At 45.8% G+C, this 16,979-nt stretch carries 18 protein-coding genes and 1 riboswitch; of the genes, 12 read left to right on the top strand and 6 right to left on the bottom strand.

Going from position 1 to position 16,979, the window contains the following annotated elements; translation table 11 throughout:
- Positions 1–172: 172 nt before the first annotated feature.
- A complete protein-coding gene (locus AC0TWI_RS17410) occupies positions 173–1,213 on the top strand; it encodes an NAD(P)/FAD-dependent oxidoreductase (RefSeq protein WP_488127611.1) in 1,041 nt (346 codons plus the stop codon).
- 98 nt (positions 1,214–1,311) lie between these two features.
- A complete protein-coding gene (locus AC0TWI_RS17405) occupies positions 1,312–2,097 on the top strand; it encodes an SDR family oxidoreductase (RefSeq protein WP_488127610.1) in 786 nt (261 codons plus the stop codon).
- Positions 2,098–2,112: 15 nt separating this feature from the next.
- Here AC0TWI_RS17405 and pcp read toward each other — a convergent pair whose 3' ends face one another.
- Complete coding sequence (gene pcp / locus AC0TWI_RS17400; RefSeq protein ID WP_488127609.1) at positions 2,113–2,760, bottom strand: pyroglutamyl-peptidase I; 648 nt, start codon at positions 2,758–2,760, stop codon at positions 2,113–2,115.
- Positions 2,761–2,910: 150 nt separating this feature from the next.
- Here pcp and AC0TWI_RS17395 point away from each other — a divergent pair, with 150 nt between their 5' ends.
- The 3 genes from AC0TWI_RS17395 to AC0TWI_RS17385 are packed head-to-tail and all read left to right on the top strand — an operon-like array spanning position 2,911 to position 5,659.
- The gene (locus AC0TWI_RS17395) at positions 2,911–3,564 is read left to right on the top strand and encodes a glycerol-3-phosphate acyltransferase (RefSeq protein ID WP_488127608.1); all 654 of its coding nucleotides are present in this window, start codon (positions 2,911–2,913) and stop codon (positions 3,562–3,564) included.
- Between the two features lie 9 nt (positions 3,565–3,573).
- A complete protein-coding gene (locus AC0TWI_RS17390; RefSeq protein ID WP_488127607.1) occupies positions 3,574–5,145 on the top strand; it encodes an aminotransferase class V-fold PLP-dependent enzyme in 1,572 nt (523 codons plus the stop codon).
- Positions 5,146–5,161: 16 nt separating this feature from the next.
- Positions 5,162–5,659: an LURP-one-related/scramblase family protein gene (locus AC0TWI_RS17385; RefSeq protein ID WP_488127606.1), complete on the top strand. Its 498-nt coding sequence runs from the start codon at positions 5,162–5,164 to the stop codon at positions 5,657–5,659.
- A gap of 253 nt (positions 5,660–5,912) precedes the next feature.
- On the opposite strand, the gene AC0TWI_RS17380 is transcribed toward AC0TWI_RS17385, so the two are convergent.
- From AC0TWI_RS17380 to AC0TWI_RS17365, 4 genes are read right to left on the bottom strand one after another with little or no spacing between them, the layout of a single operon-like run.
- On the bottom strand, positions 5,913–6,683 hold the full coding sequence (locus tag AC0TWI_RS17380) for a sulfite exporter TauE/SafE family protein (protein WP_488127605.1): 771 nt from the start codon (positions 6,681–6,683) through the stop codon (positions 5,913–5,915).
- A 40-nt stretch (positions 6,684–6,723) separates the two neighbouring features.
- Positions 6,724–8,073, bottom strand: a complete 1,350-nt coding sequence (locus AC0TWI_RS17375) for an amidohydrolase family protein (protein ID WP_488127604.1) — start codon at positions 8,071–8,073, stop codon at positions 6,724–6,726.
- 45 nt (positions 8,074–8,118) lie between these two features.
- Positions 8,119–8,583, bottom strand: a complete 465-nt coding sequence (locus AC0TWI_RS17370; protein WP_488127603.1) for a hypothetical protein — start codon at positions 8,581–8,583, stop codon at positions 8,119–8,121.
- 1 nt (position 8,584) lies between these two features.
- A complete protein-coding gene (locus tag AC0TWI_RS17365) occupies positions 8,585–9,445 on the bottom strand; it encodes a DUF3100 domain-containing protein (RefSeq protein WP_488127602.1) in 861 nt (286 codons plus the stop codon).
- Between the two features lie 174 nt (positions 9,446–9,619).
- Positions 9,620–9,721: riboswitch (purine riboswitch) on the bottom strand.
- Positions 9,722–9,982: 261 nt separating this feature from the next.
- Between AC0TWI_RS17365 and AC0TWI_RS17360 the strand changes: the two genes are divergently transcribed.
- From AC0TWI_RS17360 to AC0TWI_RS17330, 7 genes are all read left to right on the top strand, one after another.
- Entirely contained in the window at positions 9,983–10,408 is a 426-nt protein-coding gene (locus tag AC0TWI_RS17360; RefSeq protein ID WP_488127601.1) for a MarR family winged helix-turn-helix transcriptional regulator, read from the top strand.
- A gap of 38 nt (positions 10,409–10,446) precedes the next feature.
- Positions 10,447–11,259 carry an SDR family NAD(P)-dependent oxidoreductase gene (locus tag AC0TWI_RS17355; protein ID WP_488127600.1) on the top strand — a complete coding sequence of 271 codons (813 nt, stop codon included), beginning with the start codon at positions 10,447–10,449 and terminating at the stop codon, positions 11,257–11,259.
- 370 nt (positions 11,260–11,629) lie between these two features.
- The gene (locus tag AC0TWI_RS17350; RefSeq protein ID WP_488127599.1) at positions 11,630–12,010 is read left to right on the top strand and encodes a GntR family transcriptional regulator; all 381 of its coding nucleotides are present in this window, start codon (positions 11,630–11,632) and stop codon (positions 12,008–12,010) included.
- Positions 12,011–12,012: 2 nt separating this feature from the next.
- Positions 12,013–12,702: an ATP-binding cassette domain-containing protein gene (locus AC0TWI_RS17345; RefSeq protein ID WP_488127598.1), complete on the top strand. Its 690-nt coding sequence runs from the start codon at positions 12,013–12,015 to the stop codon at positions 12,700–12,702.
- The gene (locus AC0TWI_RS17340; RefSeq protein ID WP_488127597.1) at positions 12,699–13,532 is read left to right on the top strand and encodes a hypothetical protein; all 834 of its coding nucleotides are present in this window, start codon (positions 12,699–12,701) and stop codon (positions 13,530–13,532) included. The genes AC0TWI_RS17345 and AC0TWI_RS17340 overlap by 4 nt, the downstream gene beginning before the upstream one ends.
- Positions 13,533–13,544: 12 nt before the next feature.
- Positions 13,545–14,753 (top strand): hypothetical protein, encoded by a 1,209-nt coding sequence (locus AC0TWI_RS17335; RefSeq protein ID WP_488127596.1) that lies wholly within the window; start codon positions 13,545–13,547, stop codon positions 14,751–14,753.
- An 8-nt stretch (positions 14,754–14,761) separates the two neighbouring features.
- A complete protein-coding gene (locus AC0TWI_RS17330; RefSeq protein WP_488127595.1) occupies positions 14,762–15,358 on the top strand; it encodes an RNA polymerase sigma factor in 597 nt (198 codons plus the stop codon).
- Between the two features lie 81 nt (positions 15,359–15,439).
- Here the strand turns inward: AC0TWI_RS17330 and ahpF are convergent, their stop codons facing one another.
- Positions 15,440–16,969 (bottom strand): alkyl hydroperoxide reductase subunit F, encoded by a 1,530-nt coding sequence (ahpF, locus tag AC0TWI_RS17325; protein ID WP_488127594.1) that lies wholly within the window; start codon positions 16,967–16,969, stop codon positions 15,440–15,442.
- Between the last annotated feature and the right edge of the window lie 10 nt (positions 16,970–16,979).

Genomic DNA, 16,979 nt, shown 5'->3' with positions numbered 1-16,979 from the left:
GATAATGATTATCATTTTCATCCTTAATGATAAAGAGGGGACAATCGGTTGTCAATGATTTTTGGATTAATATAAAATTTATTTGATATTGATAATCGTTATCAATTAAGATAGGGGTAGAGAATAAAAACGGTAAAAGGAAAAAAAGATGCCATCAAAAGGGGTGTTCGCGGTGGATTTATTTGATGTGACAGTGATCGGCGGAGGGCCTGCAGGGCTGTACTCTGCATTTTATAGCGGACTTCGGGAGATGAAGACGAAAATTATTGAGTTCCAGCCAAGCCTTGGCGGGAAGCTCCATATTTATCCGGAGAAAATGATTTGGGACGTCGGCGGCCAGACACCAATTCCCGGAGCGAAATTGATTGAACAGCTTGTCACACAGGGGCTGACGTTCAACCCTGAGGTCGTGCTCAACGAGAAAGTTGAGTCTATTACACGGAGCGAAGACGGCATTTTCGTCCTGCGTGCTGCATCCGGTGCGAAACACCTTTCAAAAGCTATCATTGTTGCAATCGGCAGCGGAATTCTGAAACCGCAAAAGCTGGAGATCGAAGGCGCCGAGAGATTCGAAGTTTCGAATTTGAATTATACGGTAAAATCACTCATGCATTTCAAAGACAAGACTGTGCTCATCTCGGGCGGCGGAGATTCTGCAATCGACTGGGCAAATGAGCTTGAGCCGATTGCGAAAAAGGTCTATCTCTCTTATCGGAAGGATGGGCTGAAGGGACACGAAGCCCAGGCGACACAGCTGATGAACAGCTCGGCATCCCTTTTCCTCAATACAACAATCACGAAGCTGGTGGCGAACAGCGACCATGATATGATTGAAGCGGTGGAACTGACCTGCCAGAAGACAGGGGAAGTGACCTGTCTGTCGGTCGATGAAGTGATCATCAATCACGGCTTTGAACAGGATTCCGCGTTGCTTGGCAACAGCGACCTTGATATTTTAATGAAGGATAGCTATTTTATCTCGGGTAATGCAGCGAGCGAATCATCCGTCCCCGGTCTTTATGGCGCTGGAGATATCCTTGCCTACGAGGGGAAAGTCAATTTGATCGCCGGCGCTTTCCAGGACGCAGCCAATGCTGTCAACAAGGCGAAGCAATACATCCAGCCGGACGCGAGCCAATATGCGATGGTCTCCTCGCATAATGACCTGTTTAAATTGCGCAACCGGGAATTGGTGAAAAAGATGATAAAGTGAAAGGGACATCCATTGTCTGGCTGAAAAGCTGGCATGGATGTTTTTTTGTGTTTATTTTGGATAAAGTACCTGTATCACTTGTAAGGAGGTTTTTTATCGTGGAGAAACAACTTCAGAACCAAGTTGCATTTGTTACCGGAGCGGGCTCGGGGATTGGGAGGGCTGCCGCTTTGAAACTCGCCGAGCATGGGGCAAAAGTGGCGCTCGTTGATTTACATAAAGAAAATGTGGCCGAGGTAAAAGACCAGATTGAAAAATTGGGCAGTGAGGCGCTCGTTTTAGAAGCGAATGTTTCCAACCCGGAGGACATGAAGGACTGTTATAAGAAAACGGCGGATCAATGGGGCACGGTGAATATTGTCTTTGCCAACGCAGGAATTAACGGGGAAGTGACGGCAATTGAGGACATGGATCCGAGTGATTGGGACCTGACCATCTCCAATAACCTGACGAGCACCTTTTTAACGGTGAAATATGCAATTCCCCACATGAAGAAGGATGGCGGAAGCATCATTATCACAAGCTCCATCAACGGAAATCGGATCTATAAGAACTTTGGCATGTCCGCGTACAGCACATCGAAAATCGGCCAGATGGGCTTCGGGAAAATGGCCGCATTGGAGCTGGCCCAGTACGGAATCAGAGTCAACATCGTCTGTCCCGGGGCAATTGATACGAACATTGATGAAAATACATGGCCAGAACAAGACAAAGTAGAAGAAATCAAAATTCCTGTAGAATACCCGGAAGGAAACCAGCCGTTGGAACGGAGATCAGGGAAACCGGAACAAGTCGCTGATCTCGTGCTGTTTCTTGCTTCCGAGCAGTCAAGTCATATTACAGGAAGTGAAATCTTTATCGACGGAGCCGAATCTCTTTTATAGGGGCTGAGCCTGTCCTTAATGTGTGGTACCGCCGATTTCCTTCGTATCTTCTTTTTCATTGGCAGCTACGATGACAGCCTCCTTCAATCCACATACGATCGTGTCTAAACTTAGAGAAGGTGCTCCGTTCTCGGTTGCCTGCTCAGGAATATAGGGGATATGGATAAATCCACCGCGGACCGCAGAAGCATGCGTCGTTAAATAGTGCATCAGGCCATAGAAGATGTGATTGCAGACGAAAGTTCCCGCTGAATTGGAGACGGCAGCCGGCACACCGGCTTTTCTCATCGCAGAGACCATCCGCTTGACCGGCAGTGTTGTAAAGTACGCAGCGGGTCCATCGTCGTAAATCGGTTCATCGATCGGCTGATTGCCTTGATTATCAGGAATACGGGCATCATCGATGTTAATCGCAATCCGTTCAGGTGTTACCTGTGTCCGTCCTCCAGCTTGCCCGATGAGGATGACGGCATCAGGATTGTGTTTTTCAATTGCCGCAGTCATGACCTCAATCGACTTTCGAAAAACGGTTGGCACTTCCTGCGCCACGATTTCAACACCATCTGCTACAAGGCCATCTAGTTGTTTTACAGCTTCCAGTGCCGGATTGACCGTATCTTTTCCAAATGGATCAAACCCTGTTACCAATACTTTCTTTCTCAATGTTATCCCTCCCGCTTTGCTCGTAATTTCAAGTATACATGTCCAGCTATCCTGGATATAGCCCATAAGAGCAAAAAAAGCCTGGTTACCTGTCGCTTTGCGGGGGAATCAGGCTTTTGTTATGACAGCTGGTGGAGAACGAAGGGGAGAGTGGGCAGATTCCAGCAATTTAAAGGAAAATGCCCGGCAGGAACGAATAGTAATAGATATAGAAGGAAAACGGGGGTTCTTGTTTTGAATGGCTCAGCCTTTCTCTATTGGCTTGCTTGTTATTTTACGGGGAGTATGATGACTGCTTTCCTTATCGGGAAATTGAATAATACCGATTTGCGGCAGCATGGCAGCAGGAATTTGGGCGCTCGTAATGCGGGACGCATACTCGGCACTTCGGCGTTTGTCTTGACGTTCATTGGCGACGCGATGAAAGGGCTGCTCGCTATCGTTTGCGGCCGGATGCTGGGGCTTGATGAGGGTGTTTTAGCTTTCGGAATGCTATTTGTCATCACTGGCCACATGTATCCGCCTTGGACAAAGTTCCATGGGGGCAAAGGGGTGGCAACTTTTATAGGAGCGGGCCTGACACTCGATCCTTTGCTATTTTGCTGGATGATTACAGGGACATTGCCGGTATGGCTCATTTTCCGGAATCTAACGCGGGGAATGCTTGGAGGATTCGCCTTGTACTTGGCGGGGTTCATCTGGGCGGGAAAAGTATTAGTATACAGCCCTGTTATGCTGGCGATATGCCTGATAGTTTGGAAGCACCGGAGCAATCTGGCGCGTTCAGCACAGAAAGGGGAATAAGGGGTTATTATGTATTGGTGTAAACTGGCAGCAACTGAAAAAGAATTCGCGGACATTGCAGACCTAAATTATCAAACGTTTGTCGAGGAAATTCCGCAGCATGAGCCGAATGAGGAGAAGCGCAAGATCGACCGTTTTCACCATGAGAACCGGTATCTGGTTGTTTATAAGGAGCGGGAAATGGTCGGGATGGTAGCGTTCCGGGATGAACGGCCTTTCTCTCTTGACGGGAAAATCGGCAGAGTCGAGCATTACCTTCCCCCGGAAGACTGCGGGAAGCTGTGTGAGATTCGTCTGTTGGCTGTGAAAAAGCAGCACCGTACAGGCCGGGTGCTCCTTCGGCTCATTCAAGCGATCTATTCTTACGCATATCATCAAGGATACTCTGCCGCAGTGATATCGGGAACGGACCGGGAGGAGAAACTTTATAGTGGGATGGGTTTTGTGCCGTTTCATGAGGCGGTAGGGACCGAAGATGCAAGATTTATCCCTATGGTTCTGACCCGCAAGGTTTTTGAGGAAAAACTGGAAAAGAGGATTGCGAAAGATGAGCAATATACTTTTTACCCCGGTCCGGTTAAACAAGACAGGGTACTGTCGCATACGGATGTATCCCATCGTTCACCTGAGTTCAGGAATCTGTATACCAGGCTGAAGGAAGAATTGCTTGAGCTGTCAGATGCGAAAGCCGCCGCGATCATCGTCGGAACGGGAACACTGGCAAATGAGATGATGCTCGGCCAATTGAAGGCAGGCAGTGGAAAACGGGGTTTGATCCTGACAAATGGGGAGTTTGGCGAGAGGCTTGCTGTGCAAGCGAATAACTGGGATCTGCACTTCGATGTTCTCCGTTTCGGGTGGGGAGAAGCTTTTGATCTGTCAGAAGTCGAGAGGTGCACGGAGACCGGCAAGTATGACTGGCTGCTCGCTGTTCACGGGGAAACATCAACCGGGATGCTGAACCCGCTTGAGCCGCTGGTTGAGATTACAAAACGGCACGGTGTCAAACTCTGCATGGATTGCATCAGTTCTTTCGGGGCTCTGCCTTTTTCAATGAAGGACCTGTATCTTGCCACTTCTGTCAGCGGAAAGGCAATCGGAGCACTGGGCGGCCTTGCTTTTGTCTTTTCGCAGGAAAGGGCTGAAGCCTCCGGATTGCCCGCATACTTGGACTTGGCGAATTATCAGCAGGAAGAACCTCCGTTCACGGTGCCATCGTTCCTTACGAAAAATGTGGCTGGAGCATTGGAAAGCTATCCGGCCCGCTATGAAGTGCTGGCTGAGCGGTTCAGGGGGTTAGAGGAGCTGCCGGTTGTCAAAGAGTATGCAATGACTGTGAGCCCGTATCCGATGATTGTCACATTGAGGCTGCCAGAGGAGTTGGGGAGTTTGCATGAGGATGCACGGCTCAATGGGATGGCCCTGCATGGGGATAGCTCCTATTTGCACAGTCGGAAGCTCGTGCAGTTATCCGTCATCCAGCCGGATTTTGATGAGGCCTTCAGCCGCTTTAAGGAGTTTATCGGCCATTATCTCGCTGTATCGGAAGCGAAGCAGCCGGTAGACGTGTTTGGAAAATAGAGGAAGGGGGTGCAGGATGAAGAAGCTTTATATCAAGCAGAAGGTGTTCAGTATCGGAGAAAAGTTCACCGTGAAGGACGAACAAGGGGAAGATGCTTATTATGTGGAAGGAAGTTTCATGCGGATACCCAAAACCTTTACGATTATGAACGCTGATAGGAAGGAAATCGCACTCATCACGAAAAAAATGTTCAGCTTGCTGCCGAGATTTTTCGTCGATGTGAACGGGCAGGAAGTGCTGACGATCCGGAAGGAGTTCTCTTTCTTCAAAGCCCGGTATTCGATTGATGCTGCAGGCATTGAAGTGCAGGGCAATTGGTGGGACATGGACTTCCGGATCCTGCATCACGGAAAGCTTGCCGGCGCAGTGAGCAAGGAATGGTTCACATGGGGCGACAGCTACAAGGTGGAAGTGGCGGATGAGGAAATGGAGGCTGTTGTGATTGCCATTGTGGTCGCGATCGATTGTGTAAAGGCGGATGAAAAAGCATCGGCCCCTCCTCCGACGATGTGAACATATTGATGAAGTTGATTGGAGCTCCGGTTCAGCGCCGGAGGCTTTTTTTATGCAACCAAATCGGGTGCAGTTTATATTGACACCGGAAGGAAGCGAAACCAGATTCCTTGCGGTGCCAATCCCACTCTTTGACACCTGAAATCAAATTGAAAAAGAAGAAGAAGAAAAACGGTACATTTTTCTTCTTCTTCTTAGGGATTTAATCAGACGCTCTTTTGTTCGTTATCAGGTTGAAAGACTCTTGCCATGCTCATACCAGCAGCGTAAACAGCATATAGACAGAGGTGGCAATCGTCAGGATGGCAATGAACATCTTCAATTGCTGAATCGGCACTTTGTTTGCAAGGCGTGCTCCTGTAAGCATGCCGATGATAATGCCGGCCAGGCTTGCAACAATCAGCGCTGGCGTTGTACTGGCACTCGCATGGGCAAAGTAGCCGAAGATTGACGGGAGAGCAATGACGACAGAGTTAAGGAGGCTGACGCCGACTGCTGTCCGGATGCCCACTCCCAGCGATGCGAGAATCGGTACCAATAAAATGGGGCCGCCTGCGCCGGTCAGCGCACAGATGACGGCGGTCCCAAATCCGAGCAGGAGCACAGGGACAGGCTGATTCAATAAGGATGAGCGGCGGGCACCAGCGTCTTCCTTGTTTTTTTTGAAAACAATCGACAAGCCTGCGAGCAGGACGAATAGATAAAGAAGAAGCTTGGCCGCGTATTCTGAAATGAGCACATTGATTTGAACGCCTAAAAAGGCGCCGGGCAGACTCCCAATGCTCAATAGAATGGCGAGCTTGATATCCATGTTTTTTGTTTTCCAATAGGAGTACGCCCCGATCAGGCCGGAGACGGCAAAGGCGAGAAAGCTGAGCGCAAGGGAGTCATGGACAGGCATTCCAAGCACTCCCGCATAAAGCAGTGGCAGGAGGAAGCCTGAAATGCCGGACATCCCTAATACGATGCCGATTGCCAAATTGGCAATCGCTACAATACTAATCACGATAAAAGTCGTTTGCATTCAAAAACCTCAATTCCACATATCACCAACATCTAAAGGGCTATATATTTGCTCTGATCGATAGCTCCTCCATTGCAAGTTTGCTTTCGTACTTTATTTTCTCTTCATCCAGGGTCAGGACTTCCCTGTTTTTCATTATTATTTTCCCATTCACGATGCAATCTGTCACATCATTGCTATTCATCGATTCAAGCATCGTGTTGATCATGTTGTGCGTCGGCTGCAAGTGAGGCTGATCGATATTGATGAGGATCATATCCGCTTTTTTGCCGACTTCAATCTTGCCGATTTCCTCTTCTCGGAGCATCGCTTTTGCTCCACCGGCGGTTGCCATTTCAAGGATTTTCTCGGACGGCATGATGACCGGATCGAAAATTGGCACACCTGCAAATGCCCGGATCAGTGACTTGAACACTTTCATTTGGTCAAAAATGCTCAGACCGGAGTGGCCTGCCCCGTCGGTTCCCATTCCGACTGAAATCTCTCTTTGCAGAAGGCTTGGCGTTTTCGGAATGCCTTTCCCCGAGTTGCTGATCGGGCAATGGACGACCTTGCTGTTGCGGGATTTGATGATGTCCATCTCGTTTTCCGACAGCAAAATGCTATGAGCACCGAGAAAGTTTTCATCCAAAATCCCGAGCGAGTCTAAATATTCATAAGGGCGCATGCCGAAGTTTTCCAGGCAATAACCGATCTCATTGGTATACTCATTCATATGGGTCTGCACACCTGTCGAGTATTCTTCTGCAGTTTCAAATACCTTTGTAATCAGACCGGGTGTGCAAGTGATGAGGGAGCGGAGTGAGAACCAAATATCGATTCTTCCATCACCTGCACCATGAAAATCGCGGTAGAGCTGAAGATTTTGCTCGAGGTTTTCGTCTATTCCCATTTTCATCAAATCAGGGATGTCCCGTCCGGTATCCATTGTGGAGCAGGTGAGCACACCCCGCAGTCCTGATTCCATTAGAGATTCAGCCACTTTATGCATATGTTTTCCGCCTGCATCAATAAAGGAGGTCGTTCCGGATTTGATCATTTCAAGAAAGCTCAGCTGTGAACTGATATAGACATCCTTTTCCTCGAGGTTGCTCTCGAAGGGTACCATGATTCGTGTCCAGATCATAGGCAGCTCATCTGTAATGCGCCCGCGTAAAAGCTGCTGGCATGTATGGGTATGGGCATCAATCAGTCCTGGCATGACGAGCTTGCCGTTCCCATACAGCGTTTGTTTAGCGTGGTACTTCGGGGCAGTCAAGGCGGTATGGCCAATGTCGGTAATCGTCTCGTCAGTAATGACAACGCATTGGTCGTCCAATAGTGTAAAGTCCGGTGTTAAGACGGAGCAACTCTGTATAACTAAATCAGCGTTCAGTATTCTGCTGTTCATGTTGTTGGCCCTCCTACAGGAACAAGTATAATTCAAGCAAGGTACTTACTTTACCAGTGAGTCGACCGCATGGGTCATGTTCAGAAACACTTCGGCAAACGTCGCCTGTACAAGAAACGTTCCGGTGAACACCAATAGTGCGATGATCACCATTTTCCAGCTTTGGCTCATAAAAGCTTTGAAATCCAGTCCGATACCTGCCAGTGTTCCGACAATCGTTATTGGAGCCATAAAAGAAATTTTTGCCGTGTAGTCGATGATCGGCTGAGAGACGGGGGAAAGAGGACAGGCAACCAGAACGCCTGTCAACACAACCCATACAATCGCCGGCAGTTTAAACGGAATGATCTTTCCCAAAGAGATGCCGATAAAGGCGATGGCTGCCAAAATCAGCACACCCGGAATTGATTCTGCAATCGATACATCGCTGCCAATCAAGTTGGCCAGCAGCATTGTAACAACCGAAGTCAATAATAGAGAAACAGTCCAATCACGCATGCTCATGGTCATATTAGCCGCCAACTTTCACTGAGTTTGTTTGTTCGGGAATTCTCGTTTTTTTCGGGCTGATTCTCGGCTCCAGCCAGTTGTACATCTTCTTTGTAATCGGGAGTGAGATAAACAGGGTGAAGTAGATGCCGATAATCGCCGACAGCATGTCACTTGCCCCTGCCAGCAGGATGATTTGATCAGCAAATTCCGGGTAGATGGCAGCAAGCGTGCTGGAGGCTGCTGCCATCATGACACCGCTGCCGACACCGCTCGCCATTGCGAGCGCCAACGGGTGGAAAATGCCAGTCGAAGCGACAAGGCTCGCAAGAAAGCCTATGTAAACCGTACCGATGAAGAAGCCGATAATATAAATGGAAAGCGCTCCTCTTGCTTCCGGTGAGTTGGCGCCATATAGGTGGCAAATCAAGCCATAATCTTTATCGCGGCAAGTAGAGCTTGTCGCTCCGATTGCCTCTCTCTTGATCCCAAGCATCAGGGCAACAGGCAAGGCGAGAAGTATTGTACCGACATGTCCGAGTTCCTGAAAGGCCAGTGCAGGTCCTACATCTGCAAGTTTTGGCAGGTTGGAACCGGCAAGCACACCGATTTTGGCCATGAAAGGCGCGATTGCGACAAGCACAAGCGACGAGGCCTGTTTCGATTCTTTTCGTTTGAGAAAGCCCAGGATATCTGGTCCCAGCAAGATACTGATGACGATGGCAAACAACATCGGGTAAATAATAATGAGTGCCGACCCTGCCTGTATTTTTTTCATGCCGATCAGTTCAGCGATGAGGACGATGACAAAAGCTGTGGCATACAGCCTCGCGTTTGTTTTTAGATAGGCAGATAGAGGTTGACGTTCTTGATTATTTTTCATTTGAATGATCCTCTCCCATTTCGGCAATTTCGCATAAACGGAAAATCTGATCGCCAAGTCACCGCCTATGCTGCCATAAAAAGAAAAAACTCTAGTTGGGACACTAGAGTTTGACTGCGGGAAGAACAAAAAACGAAAAGTAGCCAAATAAGCCAAAAGAGACTTCGGTTAAAGGTGTTTTCTGTCTTTCCTCATAGTCAAACTATTTACGGCAGTTTGGTAGAAACTTCTGGACCATATCTCCAAATTTATACGAGGATACGAATATTTATTTGTTTTTATATAATATCGTTCGTGTATTAATAAAAATACAGCATAATTCTACAAGTGTCAAAGATTTTTTTACTAAATGAAAAAGCTGCTGCCTTCTGATAAAAAGTGAAAGTGATATAATAAAGGCAGTGGTATCGTTCCATCAAAGCAAAAAAACTTGAATTAATCGGTTGAAAAGCTATTTTTAACAAATACTTTAACGGTAAATATATTGATGTTAAATATTTTAGTGATAAAATAAATTACAGAAGGGATTCATTTAATATGGACACATCTCTTTTTGAACTAATCCGTCAAGCGGAATTGCTGAACAACGAAACAATCCTTCTCTTTTTAAAACGTTTCAATGGAAATATTGGTATATCACAAATTCTTGTCCTCTTTGAACTTCGGGAAAATGGCCCGCAAATGCAGTCTGTGCTGGCCAAGAAACTTTCTTATTCTCCAGGAGGCATGACTTCGATTTCCAACAAGCTGATCAAGGAAGGATATGCGAAGAGGGAGTATGATCCGTCTGACCGCCGGATTGTTTATTTGGCCTTGACAGACAAAGGGATTGATATATTGGATGAAGCACAGGAAGCTGCACAGGATATGCGTAAAGAATATTATTCCATTTTGACTGAAGAAGAGATCAGGCAATTAATTACCATCCAAAAAAAGCTGTTCGAGCATATCGTGAAGGGTTAGTCCAATCAATATAAATTAACAGTTAGGTGGTTAGTATCATGGGTAGAGTAGAAGGCAAAGTGGCTCTCGTTACAGGCGGTGCATCCGGCATTGGCCTGTCAACTGCGCAGCTATTGGCGAAAGAAGGTGCCAAAGTTGTCATCGGCGACTTTAATATCGAAGGAGCAAAAGAGGCAGCGAAGGGTATCGAGAGCGACGGCGGGGCGGCATCAGCCATGTTCCTTGATGCTTCTGTAGAAGAATCAATTAAAGAAGCGATCGAGTATACGGTCAATACCTATGGGAAAATCGATATTCTGTTCAACAATGTGGGTCTTACGAATTTGAAGAAGGACCTGGACGTCGTCAATATGAATCTTGATGAATGGGACCGCTTGATGAATGTCAATCTGAAGAGTGTGCTGATCGGCAGCCGTTACGCCATCCCTTACATGCAGAAAAATGGCGGCGGTTCAATCATTAATACGGCTTCCATGGCTGCATTTGCATCCGATGCAATCAGATCCGCCTACGGTGCTTCTAAAGCGGCTGTTGCCCATCTGACGAAGTATATCGCCACTCAATATGGAAAAGACCGGATCCGCTGCAATGCTGTCGCTCCAGGACTTATCCTGACTCCAGCTGCGGAAAATAATCTGCCTGAGGAAGTCCGCAATATTTTCTTGAAATACAATGCGCTTCCATACAATGGGGATCCGGAGGACATCGGCTATACAGTCCTATTCCTTGCATCCGATGAATCCAAATACATTACTGGCCAGACAATCCAAGTGGAGGGCGGCCATTATATCGGCAACCCATCCATTGCAGATTTTAATGAGTTCATGAAGAATACACAGTCAAATCAATAATTGATATGTGAAAGGTGCAAGTTACATGCTGCCTAGAACTCAGCATCGGCACCTTCGTTTTCCGCTTCGCCGTCTTGGTGATCCGTCTTTATTCTTGGCTAGTGCCGATTCTGATTAGATTACCGCTCAAACGATCATGGTCGATGGCGATTCCATCAAGATTTATTAATAATCCTAAGGCAGGTTTCGGATTCCGATTCCTGCCTTTTTCTATTGTGTCAGTAAAACTCTCTGAAAGTAATTTTCGAATAGCATTGACAACGACAGCGTATTAACCATATAATACACATGGGATGTATGAACTACTTAATACACACACTTTGAAGATAAGACCTGCAATTATATAAAAGGTCTGATAGGAGTTGTTTCGATGAATGTAACATTCAATAATCGTGATCCGGTTTATTTACAGATTGTCCGTTATTTCAAGGAGAAAATCGCCATTGGGGAGTTGGAGCCAGGCCAGGAAATCCCATCTAGACGCGAGCTGGCCAATATGATGAAAATTAATCCCAATACTGCGCAGCGGGCGTATAAGGAAATGGAGGAACAAGGGTTGATCTACACGGAGAAGAATCATCCAAGCAGAATCACAACAGATTATAAAATGCTAAGCATGGTGAGAGATGAACTGCTCGTTGAAGCGGTCGATACGTTTGTCACCTCTGTCCGGTCCATTAATGTACCAGTCGAGGAGCTGCTTGACTTGGTGAGGGTTAAATACACAACGAACGGTGATAAGGAGGTTTAAACATGATAGAAGTACAAGCGGTTGAAAAAAAGTTCGGACGCAAGAAAATATTAAAGGGCGTGTCCTTTACGGCGGACAAGGGAGAAATCACTTGTTTGATCGGCATCAACGGAGTTGGAAAGACGACGATCCTCAATGCAATCATGGCCCTTACTCCCATTGATAAAGGACGCATTCTAATAGACGGGGAACCGATAAATAAAAATTCTTTCGAAAAAATAACTTTCATTCCTGACGCAATTACGATGCTTCCCCATATGAAGATCGCAGAGGCAATGGAATTTATGGATGACTTCTATACTTGCTGGAATCAGGAGCGTGCAACCGAATTACTAGGTTTTTTCAGGTTAGATCCAAGCCATCGAATTTCTTCCTTGTCAAAAGGAAATACAGCAAAGGTTAATCTGCTATTGGGCTTGGCGCTCGATGTCGATTATGTATTAATGGACGAGCCTTTCTCGGGCATTGATATGTTCAGTCGAGAGGAGATTGCGAATGTATTTACAAGCCATTTGATTGAGAATCGCGGAGTTATTATTACAACTCATGAAGTAGGCGATATTGAACATTTAATTGATAAGGTTGTCCTTCTCGATGACGGGCTGGTCACAAAGGAATTTAGCGCAGAGGAAGCTCGTGCAAACGAAGGTAAGTCTGTCATTGATGTAATGAGAGAGGTGTATCAGCGATGAAAGCTTACTTAAAGCTTGTTAATTTTGAGTTTAACCGTGTTGCGAAACTGTTTATATCCTTGATTGCAATCACTTTTATTGCACAGATTGCTGGAGTGATTGTTCTATCAAGAAAATATATAAGCCTGGCGAATGAGCAAATATACGAAGACTTGGTGCCGAAAGCAGAGTTTCTGGAAAGCTATGGTCAAATGAGTTTTTTAAAGATCGCCAATAGCATGTGGTTCTTAGGCCCGATTCTATTATGTGTCGCCGGTGTAGGGTTTTACATCTTTCTTATTTGGTATCGTGATTGGATTGGAAAAAACACTTTTATTTATCGCTTATTAATGCTCCCGACAACTAGATTGAATATCTTCTCTGCAAAGATATCGACAATTCTTATCATGACATTTGGTTTAGTTGCAATGCAGCTAATCATTCTGCCCGTTGAGATGCTTGTGATGAAAGGCATGGTTCCCGCCGAATTCAGAACAGATATGGGGATAAAAGAACTGGTGTCCAACAAGGAGCTATTATCTATCATTCTCCCGAACAGCTTTGTCGAATTCATTCTTTATTATGGAGTAGGGTTACTGGCTGTTTCCATATTGTTTACCGCAATATTGCTGGAAAGAAGTTTCAAGTGGAAAGGGATTTTTGCCGGGCTTATTTATATTGCCGCTGCTGTCGGTTTATCGATTTCGCCAGTACTTTTACAAGTGTTTGTTCTCAAGGAATACTTTTATCCTATTGAATTATTTGTCTTAGAGATCATCATGGGTGTGCTCGTCCTAATCGTGTCTTTTTGGGTGAGTGGTTTCCTGTTAAAGAAAAAGATCACCGTATAAGGAGTGAAGAAAATGAAAAAATACTGGAAGAGTGCGGCGGCAATCATCGTGATTGTGCTAAGCATCGGATCTTTCTATATAAGTTCATTGGCGTCAACGGAACAAAAACCGAATTTTGTTATCAAACCGATAAGCGGTGAACTTCCAGAGCTCAAGCCGATACAGTTAGAAGGTTTTTATTCAGATAGATTCTCTGATGTGAGCACGTACGTATCAATCAATGCAGAAGGTTCTAGCTATCAAAGTCAATCTTTTCTGAATCAATTAACCGGGAATCCTCCTGCTGCCATTAAGGAATTACGGAAAGAACATCGTGGCTTTATGAGAGGAAAAGATGGCATAGACAACTATTTCTTTGAAGATGATAAGTATCTTGCTTATGCAAATGCGGATTACAGCTCTTCATTGCGGACAAGAGATTTCAAGCTGGATATTAGCTTGTTAAACAAAGAAAATAAACGTACCACATCTTTTAAAGTGGAAGTGCCTGAGGATAAAAAAATTGAATACATGTATGTGGATGATGTCCAGATGATAAATGGTGAATTGTACGTTATCACTCATAACATGGTAAGCGATCAGAAGGCGAGCTATGAAGAAAAACGCATCTATACAATTGACGCGAGCAACAAAAAGATTGAAAAGCATGAATCGATTGTTCAGATTCCTGCATGGCAAAGCAGCAACTATTTCAGTATGCAACTATTAAATACAAGCTCAACAAAAGCTAACGATCATCTTATCATTGTAAAAACGGAAATGAAAAGAGTTGAAGATGAAGAATCTACAAGAGAAGAAGTCGTTAGTCAGGAAGCTTTATCCTATAATATCGTAACAAAACAATTAGAAAAGCTGAATGTTTCGGATTTGCAATATGATAGTAATCTAAGTTTCTTCGATGGGTCTACTGTTTATTTTACTGGTATAAAAGATCAAGAAATCCGTGTAACTCCTTATCCTTTAGCGGACAATCAAGTTGGTCAATCCTATAGTATCAACTTGCCAGTCAAACAGAATCGCTTCCATTCATATATGACAACGATAAAAGACGGTAAATTATATGTTGCATATTCACAAATGGATTCAGGTACAAACGGGGATGTGATCATAGTGGAACTGCAGAATGGTGAAACACTCTTCAAAGGTCAAGTAGCTGTAGAAGATTCAAAAAAGAACCAAAATCCTTTTGACCTCTATATTCATGAATTGATTGTGAACTAGGTGTTCTAATGGAAGCTCTCTTCGCTTATCGCAATCCATCAACGGAAACAATGAAAACAGCATCAAGCAATGCCCTGTTTCTAGCTGGATTTGATCAAAGATTGAATGAGGACAAAGCAAATGCACTCTATGTGGAATATAAAAGGAAAGTGTACCGCCTTGCACTTTCCTATGTGAAAGATACTTATTTAGCGGAAGACCTTACGCATGATATTCTGGTGAAATGCTATGTAAACCGTAAAAAGTTTAACGGGGATTGTTCCTTTCATTCATGGATGCATCGTGTTGCGGCCAATCACTGTATTGATTTTTTACGAAAAAGTTATCGCCATCGAGATTTCCCTCTTGAAGAAATTGAGCTCCGTGGCAATGAGGATGGGTGGACGCCTGAATCGGAGGTCATACTAAATTATGATCAAGAAGAACTCAGGTGCAAACTGAATCAGCTGCCTTCAAAGTATGCAGAGGTGATTATACTCTACTATTATAAGGAGCGATCCTTGAAAGAAATTGAGGAACACTTGAATATCAAGCTTTCAACCGTAAAAACGAGGTTGTATCGTGCGATCCGGCTGTTGAGGAAAATGTATAAGAGCCCTGCGTGATGCAAGGGAACTGAAAATCCATCTAGATAGGAAAAGAGGCGTTTCTGTTCAATTTCGAACAGAAACGCCTCTTATTTTGCATCAATGGCGAATAAGGTAATCAAATGCTCCTAGTGAAGCTGTTGCTCCTGATCCCATTGAGATGATGATTTGTTTATAGGCACTGTCTGTGCAGTCTCCTGCAGCAAAGACACCGGGAACACTTGTAGCTCCATGCTTGTCTACGACGATTTCGCCCATTCTTGTACGCTCGAATTCGTCTCCAAGCCATTCCGTGTTCGGAACAAGGCCGATCTGGACAAACACGCCTTGGAGTTCAATATGATGTTCTTCACCGGTTTCGCGGTCCACGTATGTGATGCCGTCGACTTTGTCAGTACCGGTAATTTCCTTCGTTTGCGCATTTTTGATGACGGTTGTGTTTGGCAGGCTGTTGAGCCGGTCCTGAAGAACAGAATCCGCCTTCAGCTCAGGCGCAAACTCAATGACTGTCACATGTTTTACAATGCCGGCAAGGTCGATGGCTGCCTCGATGCCGGAGTTGCCTCCGCCGATGACAGCAACGTCTTTTCCTTCAAAGAGAGGACCGTCACAGTGCGGACAATATGCTACGCCCTTGTTCTTGAACTCTGCTTCTCCAGGCACGCCTACGTTTCTCCAGCGAGCACCTGTTGATAGAATGACAGACTTGCTTTTCAAAACAGCGCCGTTTTCCAGTTCGACCTCAATCAGGTCTTTCTTTTCCAAGCGGCTGGCGCGCTGCAGGTTCATGACATCAATGTCATAATCCTTCACGTGCTCTTCCAGGCTTGCCGCCAGCTTAGGGCCTTCCGTGCGGCTTACGCTGATGAAGTTCTCAATGCCGAGAGTATCCATAATCTGACCGCCAAAGCGCTCAGCGACAATCCCAGTGCGGATGCCTTTGCGCGCCGCATAAATAGCAGCACTTGCGCCTGCAGGGCCGCCGCCGACGACGAGCACATCGTATGGTTCTTTATCGGCAAATTCGGATGCATCCGGTTTGCTGCCAAGTTTTGCGAGTATTTCTTCAAGCGACATGCGGCCGCTGCCGAATTCTTCACCGTTCAGGAAGACAGTCGGCACTGCCATGATTTCTTTGCTTTCGACTTCTTCTTTAAAAGCCGCGCCGTCAATCATCGTGTGAGTGATGCCAGGGTTCAGAACACTCATCACATTCAGAGCCTGTACAACATCAGGGCAGTTGTGGCAGCTCAGGCTGATGTAGGATTCGAAGTGATACTCGCCCTCAATCGCCTTGATTTGGTTGATCACCTTCTGGTCAACTTTCGGTGCTCTTCCGCTGACTTGAAGAAGTGCCAGAACAAGAGAAGTGAATTCATGGCCAAGAGGGATACCGGAAAAAATGACCCCTGTATCTTCGCCGATGCGGTTGACGCTGAAGCTAGGTGTTCTTTTCAATTGAGCATGTTCCACTTTGATATGTGTCGACATTGTTGCCAGTTCATCTACGAGGTCCAGCATGTCGCGGGAAACTTTATCTTCTCCCGCGCATACTTTGAGCAGCACGTCACCCTCCATCATTTGGAGATATTGGGCCAATTGTGCTTTAATGTCTGCATCTAAAATCATAGTTGTCGCG

This window comes from Lederbergia sp. B243.17 (genome assembly GCF_057657925.1).
Note: the sequence above shows the minus strand (reverse complement) of the source record. Positions and strands in the feature narration are given on the sequence as shown.

What these genes read in the sequence shown, in the direction of transcription:
- AC0TWI_RS17365 (WP_488127602.1), bottom strand. Translation starts at nt 9,445, where the DNA reads ATGAAAAATAATCAAGAACGTCAACCTCTATCTGCCTATCTAAAAACA.
- AC0TWI_RS17345 (WP_488127598.1), top strand. Translation starts at nt 12,013, where the DNA reads ATGATAGAAGTACAAGCGGTTGAAAAAAAGTTCGGACGCAAGAAAATA.
- AC0TWI_RS17335 (WP_488127596.1), top strand. Translation starts at nt 13,545, where the DNA reads ATGAAAAAATACTGGAAGAGTGCGGCGGCAATCATCGTGATTGTGCTA.
- AC0TWI_RS17360 (WP_488127601.1), top strand. Translation starts at nt 9,983, where the DNA reads ATGGACACATCTCTTTTTGAACTAATCCGTCAAGCGGAATTGCTGAAC.
- AC0TWI_RS17355 (WP_488127600.1), top strand. Translation starts at nt 10,447, where the DNA reads ATGGGTAGAGTAGAAGGCAAAGTGGCTCTCGTTACAGGCGGTGCATCC.
- AC0TWI_RS17370 (WP_488127603.1), bottom strand. Translation starts at nt 8,583, where the DNA reads ATGACCATGAGCATGCGTGATTGGACTGTTTCTCTATTATTGACTTCG.
- ahpF (WP_488127594.1), bottom strand. Translation starts at nt 16,969, where the DNA reads ATGATTTTAGATGCAGACATTAAAGCACAATTGGCCCAATATCTCCAA.
- AC0TWI_RS17350 (WP_488127599.1), top strand. Translation starts at nt 11,630, where the DNA reads ATGAATGTAACATTCAATAATCGTGATCCGGTTTATTTACAGATTGTC.
- AC0TWI_RS17340 (WP_488127597.1), top strand. Translation starts at nt 12,699, where the DNA reads ATGAAAGCTTACTTAAAGCTTGTTAATTTTGAGTTTAACCGTGTTGCG.
- AC0TWI_RS17385 (WP_488127606.1), top strand. Translation starts at nt 5,162, where the DNA reads ATGAAGAAGCTTTATATCAAGCAGAAGGTGTTCAGTATCGGAGAAAAG.
- AC0TWI_RS17375 (WP_488127604.1), bottom strand. Translation starts at nt 8,073, where the DNA reads ATGAACAGCAGAATACTGAACGCTGATTTAGTTATACAGAGTTGCTCC.
- AC0TWI_RS17390 (WP_488127607.1), top strand. Translation starts at nt 3,574, where the DNA reads ATGTATTGGTGTAAACTGGCAGCAACTGAAAAAGAATTCGCGGACATT.
- AC0TWI_RS17330 (WP_488127595.1), top strand. Translation starts at nt 14,762, where the DNA reads ATGGAAGCTCTCTTCGCTTATCGCAATCCATCAACGGAAACAATGAAA.
- AC0TWI_RS17380 (WP_488127605.1), bottom strand. Translation starts at nt 6,683, where the DNA reads ATGCAAACGACTTTTATCGTGATTAGTATTGTAGCGATTGCCAATTTG.